General features: G+C 74.6%; 15 protein-coding genes. 8 read left to right on the top strand and 7 right to left on the bottom strand.

Annotated elements, in window-relative coordinates:
* Positions 1–16 precede the first annotated feature (16 nt).
* The 4 genes from GA0070620_RS14530 to GA0070620_RS14515 all read left to right on the top strand — a co-directional run bounded on the left by GA0070620_RS14530 (position 17) and on the right by GA0070620_RS14515 (position 4,282).
* Entirely contained in the window at positions 17–1,033 is a 1,017-nt protein-coding gene (locus GA0070620_RS14530; RefSeq protein WP_091598779.1) for an NAD(P)H-dependent glycerol-3-phosphate dehydrogenase, read from the top strand.
* A 7-nt stretch (positions 1,034–1,040) separates the two neighbouring features.
* Entirely contained in the window at positions 1,041–2,153 is a 1,113-nt protein-coding gene (locus GA0070620_RS14525; protein WP_091591130.1) for a cystathionine gamma-lyase, read from the top strand.
* Between the two features lie 167 nt (positions 2,154–2,320).
* On the top strand, positions 2,321–3,109 hold the full coding sequence (locus GA0070620_RS14520; protein WP_091591127.1) for a putative protein N(5)-glutamine methyltransferase: 789 nt from the start codon (positions 2,321–2,323) through the stop codon (positions 3,107–3,109).
* 123 nt (positions 3,110–3,232) lie between these two features.
* The gene (locus GA0070620_RS14515) at positions 3,233–4,282 is read left to right on the top strand and encodes an ROK family protein (protein WP_091591125.1); all 1,050 of its coding nucleotides are present in this window, start codon (positions 3,233–3,235) and stop codon (positions 4,280–4,282) included.
* Between the two features lie 64 nt (positions 4,283–4,346).
* Here the strand turns inward: GA0070620_RS14515 and GA0070620_RS14510 are convergent, their stop codons facing one another.
* Positions 4,347–4,547: a DUF397 domain-containing protein gene (locus GA0070620_RS14510; RefSeq protein WP_091591123.1), complete on the bottom strand. Its 201-nt coding sequence runs from the start codon at positions 4,545–4,547 to the stop codon at positions 4,347–4,349.
* Between the two features lie 5 nt (positions 4,548–4,552).
* Complete coding sequence (locus tag GA0070620_RS14505) at positions 4,553–5,398, bottom strand: helix-turn-helix domain-containing protein (RefSeq protein ID WP_091591121.1); 846 nt, start codon at positions 5,396–5,398, stop codon at positions 4,553–4,555.
* A 274-nt stretch (positions 5,399–5,672) separates the two neighbouring features.
* Between GA0070620_RS14505 and GA0070620_RS14500 the strand changes: the two genes are divergently transcribed.
* On the top strand, positions 5,673–5,891 hold the full coding sequence (locus GA0070620_RS14500) for a hypothetical protein (RefSeq protein ID WP_091591119.1): 219 nt from the start codon (positions 5,673–5,675) through the stop codon (positions 5,889–5,891).
* A 60-nt stretch (positions 5,892–5,951) separates the two neighbouring features.
* Here GA0070620_RS14500 and GA0070620_RS14495 read toward each other — a convergent pair whose 3' ends face one another.
* The gene (locus tag GA0070620_RS14495) at positions 5,952–7,241 is read right to left on the bottom strand and encodes an ATP-binding protein (RefSeq protein WP_091591116.1); all 1,290 of its coding nucleotides are present in this window, start codon (positions 7,239–7,241) and stop codon (positions 5,952–5,954) included.
* 229 nt (positions 7,242–7,470) lie between these two features.
* Here GA0070620_RS14495 and GA0070620_RS14490 point away from each other — a divergent pair, with 229 nt between their 5' ends.
* Positions 7,471–8,571, top strand: a complete 1,101-nt coding sequence (locus GA0070620_RS14490; RefSeq protein WP_091598776.1) for a D-alanine--D-alanine ligase family protein — start codon at positions 7,471–7,473, stop codon at positions 8,569–8,571.
* Positions 8,572–8,631: 60 nt separating this feature from the next.
* On the opposite strand, the gene GA0070620_RS14485 is transcribed toward GA0070620_RS14490, so the two are convergent.
* Positions 8,632–9,279, bottom strand: coding sequence for a DUF3515 family protein (locus GA0070620_RS14485; protein WP_091591114.1), 648 nt, complete (start codon positions 9,277–9,279; stop codon positions 8,632–8,634).
* Positions 9,280–9,513, bottom strand: a complete 234-nt coding sequence (locus GA0070620_RS14480; protein ID WP_013284547.1) for an Lrp/AsnC ligand binding domain-containing protein — start codon at positions 9,511–9,513, stop codon at positions 9,280–9,282. It lies immediately after the preceding gene.
* A gap of 144 nt (positions 9,514–9,657) precedes the next feature.
* Between GA0070620_RS14480 and GA0070620_RS14475 the strand changes: the two genes are divergently transcribed.
* Together GA0070620_RS14475 and GA0070620_RS14470 are read left to right on the top strand one after the other, a co-directional pair.
* The gene (locus GA0070620_RS14475; protein ID WP_091591111.1) at positions 9,658–10,596 is read left to right on the top strand and encodes a thiamine-phosphate kinase; all 939 of its coding nucleotides are present in this window, start codon (positions 9,658–9,660) and stop codon (positions 10,594–10,596) included.
* A 28-nt stretch (positions 10,597–10,624) separates the two neighbouring features.
* On the top strand, positions 10,625–11,092 hold the full coding sequence (locus GA0070620_RS14470; protein WP_091591110.1) for a GNAT family N-acetyltransferase: 468 nt from the start codon (positions 10,625–10,627) through the stop codon (positions 11,090–11,092).
* Positions 11,093–11,139: 47 nt separating this feature from the next.
* On the opposite strand, the gene GA0070620_RS14465 is transcribed toward GA0070620_RS14470, so the two are convergent.
* Together GA0070620_RS14465 and rpmB are read right to left on the bottom strand one after the other, a co-directional pair.
* On the bottom strand, positions 11,140–12,396 hold the full coding sequence (locus tag GA0070620_RS14465) for an ATP-grasp domain-containing protein (protein WP_091591108.1): 1,257 nt from the start codon (positions 12,394–12,396) through the stop codon (positions 11,140–11,142).
* 173 nt (positions 12,397–12,569) lie between these two features.
* Positions 12,570–12,761: a 50S ribosomal protein L28 gene (rpmB, locus tag GA0070620_RS14460; RefSeq protein WP_046569512.1), complete on the bottom strand. Its 192-nt coding sequence runs from the start codon at positions 12,759–12,761 to the stop codon at positions 12,570–12,572.
* Positions 12,762–12,975 lie beyond the last annotated feature (214 nt).

Raw genomic sequence — 12,975 nt, 5'->3', positions numbered from 1 at the left:
CGAGCGGAGTGGCGGCGTGAACGAGTGGCGTGGGCACGTCGCGGTGCTGGGAGCGGGCTCCTGGGGCACCGCGTTCGCCAAGATCCTCGCCGACGCCGGCCGGGACGTGACCATCTGGGCGCGTCGGCAGCGCGTCGCCGACACCCTGCTCGCCGAGCGGCGCAACCCGGAGTACCTGCCGGGGCTGGTCCTGCCGGGCCGGGTGACCGCGACCGCGGACGCCGCCGAGGCGATCACCGGCGCCGAGCTGGTGGTGCTCGCGGTGCCGTCGCAGACGCTGCGCGCCAACCTCGCCGGGTGGGCCGGGTACCTGCACCCCGACGCCACGCTGGTCTCGCTGATGAAGGGCATCGAGCTGGGCACCACCCGGCGGATGAGCGAGGTCATCGTGGAGACCGCCGGGGTGACGGCCGACCGGGTGGTCGTCGTCTCCGGTCCGAACCTGGCCCCGGAGATCGCCGCCGAACAGCCCGCCGCGACCGTCGTCGCCGGCACGGACAGCCGGCGCACCGCCCTCGTGCAGTCGTCGATCCGCACCCCGTACCTCCGGCCGTACACCAACGACGACGTGGTCGGTTGCGAGCTGGGCGGCGCGGTCAAGAACGTGATCGCCCTCGCGTACGGCATCGCCACCGCCATGGGCTTCGGCGACAACACCCGCGCCATGCTCATGACGCGGGGCCTGGCCGAGACCGCCCGCCTCGGCGTGGCGCTCGGCGCCGACCCGATCACCTTCGCCGGCCTGGCCGGCATGGGGGACCTGGTGGCGTCCTGCTCGTCACCGCTGGCCCGGAACCGCACCTTCGGCGAGCACCTCGGTCGCGGCGAGACCCTGGAGCAGGCGCAGACCGCCACCCGCCAGACCGCCGAGGGCGTCAAGAGCTGCCTGGCCATCCGTGACCTGGCCCGCACGCACGGTGTGGAGATGCCCATCACCGAGCAGGTCGAGCGGATCTGCCACGAGGGCATGGACCCACGTCTCGCCGTTGACACGCTGATGAGCCGCACCGCGAAGCCCGAGTCGTACGAGTGAGGATCCGATGACCGATCTGGGGGACGGCACGCGCTGCGTGCACGCCGGCCTGCCCGAGCCCGCTCCCGGGCAGCCGTTCCTGCCCGGCCCGGTGTTCGCCGCGCCGTACCACCTGGACCCGTGGGCGGGTCCGGCGGCGAGCCCGAACGGCTACGGCCGTCCGGACAACCCGACCCGGCGGCTGCTGGAGGCCGCGATCGGTGAGCTGGAGGGCGGCGACTGCCGCGTCTTCGCCAGCGGGCAGGCGGCGATCACCGGCCTGCTGCTGACCGTGCTCCGCCCCGGGGACGCGGTGGTGCTGCCCACCGACGGCTACTTCCCGGTCCGGGCGTTCGCCACCGACGTGCTGGAGGCCCTCGGCGTGCGGGTGCTCTTCGCGCCCACCGTCGGGCCGTACCCGTCGTTCGAGGGCGTCCGGCTGGTGCTGGTGGAGACCCCGGCCAACCCCGGCCTGGACGTGGTCGACGTGGCCGCGCTCGCCGACCGGGCCCACGCCGCGGGTGCCCTGCTGGCCGTGGACAACACCACCGCCACGCCGCTCGGTCAGCGCCCGCTGGACCTGGGCGCTGACCTCGTCGTCGCCTCCGGCACCAAGGCGCTCACCGGCCACTCCGACCTGCTGCTCGGCTACCTGGCCAGCCGGTCGACGGAGCTGGTCGAGGCGGTGACCACCTGGCGTACGACGACGGGTTCCGTCCCGGGCGCCTTCGACGCCTGGCTGGCCCACCGGTCGCTGGCCACCCTGGACCTGCGGCTGGCCCGGCAGAGCGCGAACGCCGAGGCGGTCGCGGCGCTGCTCGCCGACCGCGCGGACGTGACCGGCCTGCGGTGGCCGGGGCGGCCCGAGGACCCGGCCTACCCGGTGGCGTCGGCGCAGATGCGCCGGATGCCGGGGGTGCTCTCCTTCGACCTCGGCGACGCCGACCGGGTGAGCCGGTTCGTGGCGGCGTCCCGGCTGGTCGCCGCCGCCACCTCGTTCGGCGGCCTGCACACCACGGCGGACCGGCGCGCCCAGTGGGGTGACGACACCGCACCGGGCTTCGTCCGGCTCTCCTGCGGGGTCGAGGACACGGCGGATCTGGTGGCCGACATCGCGGCCGCGCTCGACGCCGCCCGGTGAGCTGAGCGACGGCGCGGCGGGTTATGGTTCCGGTGGCCCGTCACGGGGCCCCGACCCGAGGAGGTGAGTCCGATCCACCAGAACGCAGGACCGGCGCTCCCTCCCGCGTCACCGCCGCGCCGATAGCGGCGGTCGGGAGCGCCGACGAGCGCACCCGGAGGCTTGCCATGACCGTTCCGTTCACCCCCGACCGCCCCGACCTCGTCCGCCGGCTGCGCGCCGCCGGCTGCGTCTACGCCGAGGACGAGGCCGATCTGCTCCTCGACGCCGCCCACTCCGCGACCGCGCTGAGCGAACTGGTCGACCGCCGCGTCGCCGGCACACCCCTGGAACACCTGCTCGGCTGGGCCGAGTTCTGCGGATTGCGGGTCGCCGTCGACCCCGGCGTGTTCGTGCCCCGGGGCCGGACCGCCCTGCTCGTCGACGCGGCCGTCGCGCTCGCCGGTCCGGCGCCGGCCGTCGTCGACCTGTGCTGCGGCTCCGGTGCCGCCGCGCTCGTCCTCGCGCACCGGCTCGCCCCCCGCTGGCTGGCCGCCGTCGACATCGACCCGGCGGCGGTCGCCTGCGCCCGCCGCAACCTGGCCGCACTGGAGGTGCCGGTGTTCCAGGGCGACCTGTTCGCGCCGCTGCCGACCCGCTGGCGGGGACGGCTGGACCTGGTGATCGCCAACGCCCCGTACGTGCCGAGCGACGCGGTGCCGCTGCTGCCCGCCGAGGCCCGCCAGCACGAGGCGCCCGTGGCGCTCGACGGCGGTCCGGACGGGCTGGCGGTGCTGCGCCGCGTGATCGTCGACGCGGCCCGCTGGCTCGCCCCCGGTGGACATCTCGTGGTGGAGGCGGCCGAGCGGCAGACCGACGCCCTCTGCGCGGAGCTGACGGCGGCGGGGCTGCTGCCGACCGTACGACACGACGACGACCTGGACGCCACCGCCGTCACCGCCCGCCGCCCCAGCTGACCCCCCCCGCCGGAGCGGCGGGCGGGCGGTGGCAGGGGCGGGGGAGGGCGCACTAGCCTCGCATCACGCCGCGTCCGCTCCGATGGCGCGGGCGGGACGGCGTCGCGACGGACGGAGGCTTTCGTGGGCAGCGCAGGGGTGCCGGTGGTCGTCGGTCTGGACAACGGCGGCACCAGCAACAACGCCACCGTCCTCACCCTGGACGGCCAGTTCCTGGTGGACGGGCTGGTGGAGATACCGAGTGAGGTTCAGGCCGGCCCGGAGGCGGCGATCGCGGCGCTGGCTCGCGCGCTGGACGGCGTCCTGGCGCACACGGGGGTGCCGCGCGACCTCGTCCGGGCGGTCGGGCTGGACACGCCGGGGCCGGCCAGCGCCACCGGCGTCATCTCGTCGCGGGGCTCGACGAACTTCTCCCAGCCGGCCTGGCGCGGCTTCGACGTGCGGGGTGCGCTGGAACGGCGGCTCGGCCTGCCGGTGACCTACCACAACGACGGCAACGCGGCGGCGCTCTACGCCCACCACGTGCACTTCGGGCCGGAGGCGATGACCCGGTCGTCGGTCTCCGCGATCGTCGGCACGGGGCTCGGCGGCGGCGTGGTCGAGGCCGGTCGGGTCGTCGCCGGTGCCGCCGGGATGGCGGGGGAGCTGGGACACGTGCACCTGCCGTTGGACGGGCTGCTGGCGCCGGAGCAGCCGGTCCCGGCCTGTGCCTGCGGCTTCGCGGGCGACGCCGAGAGCATCGCCTCGCTGACCGCGATCGAACGCAACCTGTTGCCGTACTGGCTGACCCGGCACCCGGGGCACCCGCTTGCGGCGGAGCCACCGGCGCGGGCGGCGAAGCTGGTCCGGGGCTACGGCGAGCGGGGCGACGCGCTGGCGCGGGCCATCTTCACCCAGCAGGCGATGGCGCTGGGCCGGCTCTTCACGATCGCGGCCAACTTCACCGACCCGCACGCGTACTTCGTCGGCGGTGGCGTGGTGGAGGCGGCGCCGGAGTTCCGCGACTGGTTCCTGGCCGCGGTGCGGGAGCACACCGTGCTGCGGGAGGAGCAGGCCGCCGTGGCGACCTTCGCGCTGGTGCCGGACCGGGACATGGCCGGCGCGCGGGGCGTGGCAATCGCGGCGCTGGAGGCGCTGCGCGGCGGGCCGGCGCCGCAACCGCTGGTGGCCTGAGTTCGTCCGCGGGTCGCGCCTCGGGTCCGGCCACCGCCCACCGGTGGCCGGACCCGAGGCGGGGTCAGCGCCGCGGCGGGGCCTGAGCGAACGCCGTCCAGGCGGCCGGCGGGAAGAGCAGGGTCGGCCCGGCGGGGTCCTTCGAATCGCGGACGGCCACCAGCCGGGGGATCGTCGCCACCTCCACGCAGGCGCCCTCGTCGCCGCTGTGGCTGCTCTTGCGCCAGCCGGCCGCTGCCAGCGCCGCGCGGATCGTGGGTGTCATCGGTCCTACCGTCCCTTCAGGAGTGTGACGAGCTGGTCCCGGCTGTCGGCCGGGCTCAGCGCGACCGTCCGCAGGTGCTCCATGATCTTGGTGCAGGTGCGCAGGTCACCAGGGCGGTCGAGGATCATCTGACCGGCCACCGTCTCCACCGAGGCGATGATCGGGTCCTCCGGGTCGGCGAACTCCAGGATGTGCAGGGAGCCGCGGGTGCCCCGGTGATAGCCGGCGGCGAGCGGGATCACCTGGACGGTGATGTTGGGCAGCTCGGCCATCTTCACCAGGTGCCGCAGCTGGCCCTCCATCACCGACCGGTCGCCCACCGGCCGCAGCAGGGCGCCCTCGTCGATGATGGCGTCGAAGATGGGTGGCTCCTCGGCGGTGAGCCGCTGCTGGCGGTCGAGCCGGAACCTCACCCGCTGCTCCACCTGCTCGTCGCTGAGGGTGTGGGGGCCGCCGCGCATCACGCCCCGGATGTAGTCGGCGGTCTGCAGCAGCCCCGGCACCACGGACGGCTCGAAGTTGGCGATCCCGGTCGCCTCGGACTCGAACGCGATGAAGTCGATGGTGCGCCGGTCCAGCAGGTACGAGTACGAGACCCACCAGCCCGGGCGGCGCGCGTCCTTGGCCAGTTCGACGGCGGCCGCGACGTCCTCCGACGGGACGCCGTAGAGGGTGAGCAGCGCGCGGACGGTCGCCGGGCTGATCAGCGTCTGGGCGTTCTCGTAGCGAGAGAGCGTGCTACGGGTGCTGTTGATCTCGTCCGCCGCCGCCTCCAGGGTGAGGCCGGCGGCCTCCCGGTGCGTGCGCAGGGCGATGCCGAGTCGGCGGGCTCGGGCGGTCTTGGGGGCCATGCATCGATGGTTGCACACATTTGGGAACGGGTACATGAGAGAACGTCGATGAGAGTTGCATTCATGGCTGCAAAGCTGTCAATCTGTTACCGCGTCCTCACCGCCGGTTGTCGTGGCGACGGCGGCGGTGAGCGACCGGAGGGGATGGGGCGCGCGGCGATCGGGTTTCTCCCCCGTACCCGATCGCCGCGTGCCGCGCCGTCCCGGCCCGTCCGAAGGGAGTCAGCGTGCGTACCGGTCCGCAAGTCCGCGCCGACCACCCGCGGGACCGCCGATGACCCGGTTCCTGGTGGTGCTCACCGACGTGCGCCCGATCGAGGGGCCGGGCCGCAACGAGCGGACCAGCCCGGAGCGGCGCCGCCAGGTGGTCGGGGCCAGCAGCCGCGAGGCCGCCGATCGGATCGCCGGGGCGTTCATGGCGCTGGGCATGGTGCGGGCCGGCCGCCAGCGGGTGAAGGTGATCGCGGTCGGCCGGCGGCACGCCCGCGACTGACACCGCCGGGGCGGCCGGGGCCCGACCGGGCCGCCCCGGCGGACCCCGCCACCCGCGCGGTCAGATCAGCTTGCGCTTCTTGAGGTACGCGACCAGGTCGTCGTAGACCCCGCCCTCGTTCGCGAACATCGCCACGTTGCGGGCGGTCGCCATCCAGGGCCGGGTCGACGGCCGAACCTCCTTCAGCGCCCGCTCGACGTCCCGCTGCTCGATCATCCGCACCTCGCCGGAGCGGACCGAGTCGGCCATGGCGTACTCGGCGGCCGTCTCGCAGAGATGGGCCAGGTCGGCGCCGGAGAAGTCCTCTGTCGCGGCTACCACCTTGCGCAGGTCGATGCCGGCGATCGGCCGCTCCCGCAGGTGGTATTCGAGGATGGCCGCGCGGGCCTCCGCGTCCGGCGGCAGCACCAGCACCACCCGGTCGAGGCGGCCGGGCCGGCGCAGCGCCGGGTCGACGTCCCAGGGCGTGTTCGTGGCGGCCAGCACGAAGACGCCCTCGTTGCTGCCCTCCATCCCGTCCAACTCGGCGAGCAGTTGGTTGCCCAGCGTCCGCATGGAGCTGGAGCTGACCTGGGAACGCTTGTGCCCCAGCGCGTCGACCTCGTCGAGGAACAGCACGCAGGGCGCGTTGCGGCGGGCCGCCTCGAACAGCTCGTGGAGGTTGCGCTCGGAGTTGCCCATCCACATGTCCAGCACGTCCACGATGGACAAGGAGACGAACTTGGCGCCCATCTCGCCGGCCACCGCCCGGGCCAGGAACGTCTTGCCGCAGCCGGGCGGCCCGTAGAGCATCAGCCCGCCGCGCAGGCTCTTGCCGTACATCCTGCGCAGCTCGGGGTTGCGCAGCGGGCCGAGGAAGGCCAGCTCCAGGCGCTCCTTGACGGCCGACATGCCGCCCACGTCGGCCAGTCGGATCGTGGAGGTCTCCACGTCGTACACCCGGTCGTCGTCGCCGGTCACCGGCTCCGGCTCGTCGCCGGCCCGGGCGAAGCGCGGTGGCACCACGTCGGCCAGCTCCTGCTCGTACGCCGCGAGCGGATCGTCGGTCGGCCCGGCGGGCGCGGGACGCTGCGCGGGCGGCTGCGGCGCCGTGGCGGCGGGACCGGCGGCCGGCACCGCCGGGGGCGCGGGCGGCGGCGGGGGTACGGCGGCACCGAGCGCCCGCTGCATCAACGCCTGAGCCGCGTCGCTGCCCGGCTCGCGGGCCAGCGCCTGGCCGATCTGGGCGATCGCCTCGCCGCCCCGGCCCGCGTCCAGCAGCAGGGTGGCGAGGTGCAGGCGCAGCGGTAGGTCGTCGGGGCGGGCGTCGACCGCGGACGACAGGGAGTCGATGAGGGCGTCGGAGCTCACAGCCGAGCAGCGTAGTGGGGGGAGGGGCCGGCGCGGTGACCCCGCCGCCCGGCGCTCCGCCGGCCGGTCGGCGGCGCTCGGTGGCCGGTTACGCACCGTATACTGTCCGTTGACCGAATGCGGTGAGGTACCGCGTCTCGCCGGGTATCACCCTCGGCCCACGGCCACGCACAGTAAGGTCAACCGGGTGGGCGAGCAGCCCACGTCCACGACCGGAGAGGTGACCGGAGTGACCACCCCAGGCAAGACCCGCGTGGCGATCGTCTTCGGCGGCCGCAGCCCGGAGCACGGCATCTCCGCCGTCAGCGCCGGCAGTGTGATCGGCGCGCTCGACCCGGACGAGTACGAGGTGGTGCCCGTCGGCATCACCCGGGCCGGGCAGTGGGTGCTCACCAGCGGCGATCCCGCCCAGCTCGCCATCGCCGCCCGGCAGTTGCCGGAGATCACGGCGGACTCCGGCGTGGACCTCGTGCTGCGCGCCGACCCGACGGGCAACGGCCTGATGGTGCTCGACCCGGCGGAGGGGCCCCGGGCCCTGGCCGATGTGGACGTGGTCTTCCCGGTGCTGCACGGCGCGTACGGCGAGGACGGCACCATCCAGGGAATGCTGGAGATGGCCGGCATCCCGTACGTCGGCGCGAACGTCTTCGCCTCCGCCGCCGCCATGGACAAGGAGTTCACCAAGAAGCTCTGCGCCGCCGAGGGCATTCCGGTCGGCCCGTACGTGGTGCTGCGCAACGGCATGACGCTGGCCGAGGCGGACAAGGAGCGGCTCGGCCTGCCGGTCTTCGTGAAGCCGTCCCGGGCCGGCTCGTCGTTCGGCATCACCAAGGTCAGCGACTGGGCGGACCTGGACGCGGCGGTCGCGACCGCCCGGCAGATCGACCCGAAGGTGCTGATCGAGGGCGCGATCGTCGGCCGTGAGATCGAGTGCGGCGTGCTGGAGGGCGAGGCCGGCGGCGCGCCCGAGGCGTCCGTGCTGGCCGAGGTGCGGGTGGTCGCCGACCACGACTGGTACGACTTCGAGGCGAAGTACCTCGACGACTCCTGCGAGTACGACATCCCCGCCGGCCTGCCCGACCGGGTGACCCGGCAGGTCCAGGAGTACGCCGTGCGCGCCTTCACCGCACTGGACTGCGCGGGTCTGGCCCGGGTCGACTTCTTCGTCACCCCCGAGCTGGACGTCTACCTCAACGAGATCAACACGATGCCGGGCTTCACCCCCACGTCGATGTTCCCGCGCATGTGGGCGGCCGCCGGCCTGGAGTACCCGAAGCTCGTCGACCGCCTCATCCGCACCGCGCTCACGCGCGGCGTCGGCCTGCACTGAGCACCGCCGCGAGCCGGCCGGGGTCGCGCGTCGCCGGCCGGCCGGCGACGGGGGCCGGGGTCAGCCCTGGCAGCCGGCGGGGGCTTCGCCGCCGGAGGGCACCGTGGCGACGATCGTGTCGGAGATCGGGGAGACCCACTGCAGCGGCTGCCCGTACGTGCGCGGCACCGAGACCGCGACCGGGGTCTCCCGGTCGAGGGTGGTGAGCACGGTGGCGTCCGCCTGCTCGGTGGCGTACCAGCAGACCTTGTTGACCCGCCAGACGTCGTCGGTCGCGCCGACGGTCGGCTCGGCGCCGCCGCAGGCGACGGTGAGCGCCGGATCGCCGTACGCGGCGTTCTGCTCCGGGCCGGCGGTGACCGGGCGCTGGTTCAGGTCGCGCAGCGTCGGCGGCAGTTGGGAGAGCAGGGCGCGGCACAGCGTCGCCGGACGGGCGGCCAGCGCCGGGGCGGCCATCTCGACCGGGGCGGTGGACTGCGCCCGGGCGGTCGTCGCCGACGGGCTGGGCGCGGGCGCCGGGGAGTCCGGGGCGAGCTGGGCGAAGGTCAACCCGGCCACCAGGAGCGTGATCGGCAGGGCGATCAGCGTCGCGATCAGGGCGGCGCGGCGGCTCGTGCGGTCCGGCCGGGCGGCGCTCTCGTCGACCGTGGCCGGGCTCTCGTCGGCCCGGTCCCGGTCGTCGACGGACGAGGTAGTGATCTTGTCCACTTACAGACGCACCACCGAACACGTGAGGGTGCGGGTGATGCCGGGCACCATCTGCACCTTGCTGACGATGAGTTTGCCGAGCTCGTCGACGGTGTTCGCCTCGGTGAGGACGACCACGTCGTACGGCCCGGTGACGGCGTCGACGCGCACCACGCCGGCGAGGTCCGCGATGAGACCGGCCACGTCACGTGCGCGGCCGACCTCCGTCTGGATGAGGATGTACGCCTGTACCACGACTCGACCTCCCTCCGTCGCCGCCTCGGCGGCCCGAAGGGTGAAACTACCTTACGGAGCAGGTCCGATCCCTATCGGTGGTCGAGGAGAAGCGGTGAGCGAGCGCGGCGGTGCCGGGCGACCGGAGCGGAACGAGGTGGCGGGGTGAGCGTCGCGGAGGTCGGCGAGTTCGGGTTGATCGAGAGGGTGACCGCGCGGCTCGCACACGGGCCGGCGACCCTGCTCGGACCCGGCGACGACGCGGCGGTGATCGCCGCTCCGGACGCGCGGGTCACCGCGTCGACCGACGTGCTGGTCGAGGGGCGGCACTTCCGGCGGGACTGGTCGAGCGCCCGCGACGTCGGGCACCGGGCCGCGGCGGCGAACCTGGCCGACATCGTGGCCATGGGGGCCTCCCCGACCGCCCTGCTGGTGGCCCTGTGCATGCCGGCGGACCTGGAGTCGCGCTGGGCGGAGGAGCTGGCCGACGGGCTGGCCGCCGAGGCGGCGACGGTGGGCGCCAGCGTGGTCGGCGGGGACATGTCCGCCAGCCCCACCCTGACCATCGCGGTGACCGCCCTCGGCGACCTGGGTGGCCGGGCGCCGGTGGTGCGCTCCGGCGCCCGGGCGGGGGACGTGGTCGCCCTCGCCGGCCGCACGGGACACGCCGCGGCCGGGCTGACCGTGCTGTCTCGGGGCTTCCGCACGCCCCGGCTGCTCGTCGAGGCGTACCGGCGGCCGGAGGTGCCGTACCCGGCGGGACCCGAGGCCGCCCGGCTCGGCGCGACCTCCATGATCGACGTGTCGGACGGGCTGCTGGCCGACCTCGGGCACGTGGCGAAGGCCAGCGGCGTCGGGATCGACCTGCGCCGGGACGCCTTCGATGTGCCCCGGCAGATGGGCGACGCGGCGCAGGCGCTCGGCGTCGACCCGTACTCCTGGATCCTCGCCGGAGGCGACGACCACGCGCTGGCGGCCACGTTCCCGCAGTCGGTGGTGCTGCCGCCGACCTGGCGGCCGGTCGGCCGGGTGGTGGCGGGCCTGGGCGTGACCGTCGACGGACAGCCGTACGTCGGCCCGGCCGGCTGGGATCACTTCCGGTAAGGGCCCTGGCTGGTCGTACCCTTTACCGGTGAGTGAGATCGAGATCCACGCCGTGCGGTTCGACTCGCCGGCGGCGCAGCGGCTGATCCGGGACGCGTTGGCCGACCTGGGTGCCCGATACGGTGGCAGTGGCGACGAGACCCCGGTCGACGCGGCCGAGTTCGACCCGCCGGTCGGCGCCTTCCTCGTCGCCCACCTGGACGGCGAGCCGATCGGCTGCGGCGGCTGGCGCAGCCACGGCGAGGCGGGGGACACGGCCGAGCTGAAGCGGATGTACACGGCACCGGCCGCCCGGGGCCGTGGGGTGGCCCGCGCGGTGCTGGCGGCCGTCGAGCGGTCCGCCCGCGAGCACGGGCGCAAGCGCATGATCCTGGAGTGCGGCGACCGGCAGCCGGAGGCGATCGCCATGTACACGTCGGCGGGCTACGAGCGGATCCCGAACTTCGGGTTCTACAAGGACGCCCCGGGCTGCATCTCCTTCGGCCGTACCCTCTGACGCCCGGGCCCGGGAGCCCCGGGCCCGGCGCCGCTGGTCCGCCCGGCTCAGGCGGTCGCGATCTGGATCTGCTCGACGGCCTTGGCCGCCGTGGCCGTCGCCTCGGTCGCGTCCGGCCCCCAGACCAGAACGTGCCCGCTGCGGGCCAGCGAGTGGGTCACCTCGCCGACGGTGGCGCCGGGCGCGACGTCGACCTGCACGTTCAGCACCCCGGACACCCGGCGGGCGGCCCGCACCCCGTCGACACCGGTGACGGTGCCCGGCGACGCCAGCAGGAACTCCACCGCCGCCGCGCCGGACGGCCGCGCCGGCAGAGCCGGCCGCTCGCCGCGCAGCGTCCGCAGGTACGCCTCGATGAACCCGCACTCGTACGCGATCGAGATCAGCGCCGTGATCATGTCGCCGGGGAGCCGGGCGGCGCACTCGACCAGCGTCGGCACACCGTCCGCCACGATCCACTCGCTGTGCAGCACCCCGGTGCGGAAGTCGGCCGCGCGGCCGAGCCGGGTGGCGGCGTCGAGCAGCCTCCGCTGGACCTCCGGCGGCAGGAGGGACGGGACGGTGTGCCCGGTCTCCACCGGGCGGCGGCCGGGCTGCACCCGCTTGTCCGTGACGTTGCCGAAGATCACCTCGCCGTCGGCGACCAGCAGTTCGACGCTGTGCTCCCGGCCGTCGAGGACCTGCTCCACGAGGACCTCGGTCGGCAGCCCGCGCCCGGTGGCGTCCGGCGGTGACTCCGGATCGGCGGACTCGGCCCAGGCCCCGACGACCTGCTCCGGGTCGCTGAGGATCTGCACGCCGAGGCTGCCCGAGCGACGGGTGGGCTTCAGCACGCACCGACCGCCGTGGCGCCGGGCGAACGCGGCGGCCGCCGCGGGGTCGTCGACCAGCGCGAAGGCGGGATTGGCCAGGCCGGCCTCGGCCGCCAGCAGCCGCATCCGGTGCTTGTCGGAGAAGACCTCGGCGGCGGTGGTACCCGCGCCGGGCAGACCCAGCGCCTCGGCCAGCCGGGCGGCGGCGCCGACCGCGTACTCCAGGCCGGGCATGACCAGCCGGGCGGTGGCGAGCCCCGGCTCGCGGGCGAGCAGTGCCGCGGTGTCCAGACCGGTCTGGTACTCGACCGGCACGACCCGGGAGACGAGCGACAGCTCACTGGCCAGCCCCGCGACGTCACGGCGGTCGATGACGTCGGGTTCCTCGACCAGCACCACACTGTCCGGTGGCAGGTCGTCGGCGAACCAGCGCAACATGCCGTGCGAGACCCCGATGATGATCAGCTCTTCCCGGCCCAGGTCCAGCCCCACGCTCGCCCTCCCCTGGTCGATCCGCCGGCCGGCCCGGCGATCGGCGCAGGGAGACCTTAACCGCGCGTACGCGGATAGTCGACAGGCCGTCGCCTACCTGTCAGCGCACACGACAGAGCCGGCGGACCGTGAGGTCCGCCGGCTGCGCTGTCGATCGGGTGGTCTGCGCCAGGTCAGGCGCGGGTGACCTTGCCAGCCTTGATGCAGGAGGTGCAGACCTGCAGCTTCTTGGTCGTGCCGCCACCGGCCGGGGTCCGCACCGACTGGATGTTCGGGTTCCAGCGGCGGTTGGTCTTCTTCTTGGACCAGGGCACGTTGTGGCCGAAGCCCGGCCCCTTGCCACAGACGTCGCACACGCTAGCCACGGGATACTCCTGGGATTGAAACGTTCATGAGGTCGCCGGCAGGCGCTGCCCGGGCAACCTGGCCAGGGTACCCGATGACGTGCCGACCTGCCCAACCGGGCCGGGCGGGGGCCCGGGGAGCGCCGGTGGCGGACGATTCCACGCCGACAGTACCCGCACCGACCGGTCGGTGCGGGCGGGGCGGGACACGCCCGGGCGAGCCCGACGCGTGTCG

It is taken from the genome of Micromonospora krabiensis, assembly GCF_900091425.1.
GTDB lineage: Bacteria > Actinomycetota > Actinomycetes > Mycobacteriales > Micromonosporaceae > Micromonospora > Micromonospora krabiensis.
The sequence above is the reverse complement of the archived record's forward strand: the minus strand, read 5'-3'. Positions and strand labels throughout refer to the sequence as shown.

Excerpts from the sequence above, each read along its gene's own strand:
- GA0070620_RS14520 (WP_091591127.1), top strand. The coding sequence starts at position 2,321 with ATGACCGTTCCGTTCACCCCCGACCGCCCCGACCTCGTCCGCCGGCTG.
- GA0070620_RS14525 (WP_091591130.1), top strand. The coding sequence starts at position 1,041 with ATGACCGATCTGGGGGACGGCACGCGCTGCGTGCACGCCGGCCTGCCC.
- GA0070620_RS14510 (WP_091591123.1), bottom strand. The coding sequence starts at position 4,547 with ATGACACCCACGATCCGCGCGGCGCTGGCAGCGGCCGGCTGGCGCAAG.
- GA0070620_RS14505 (WP_091591121.1), bottom strand. The coding sequence starts at position 5,398 with ATGGCCCCCAAGACCGCCCGAGCCCGCCGACTCGGCATCGCCCTGCGC.
- GA0070620_RS14500 (WP_091591119.1), top strand. The coding sequence starts at position 5,673 with ATGACCCGGTTCCTGGTGGTGCTCACCGACGTGCGCCCGATCGAGGGG.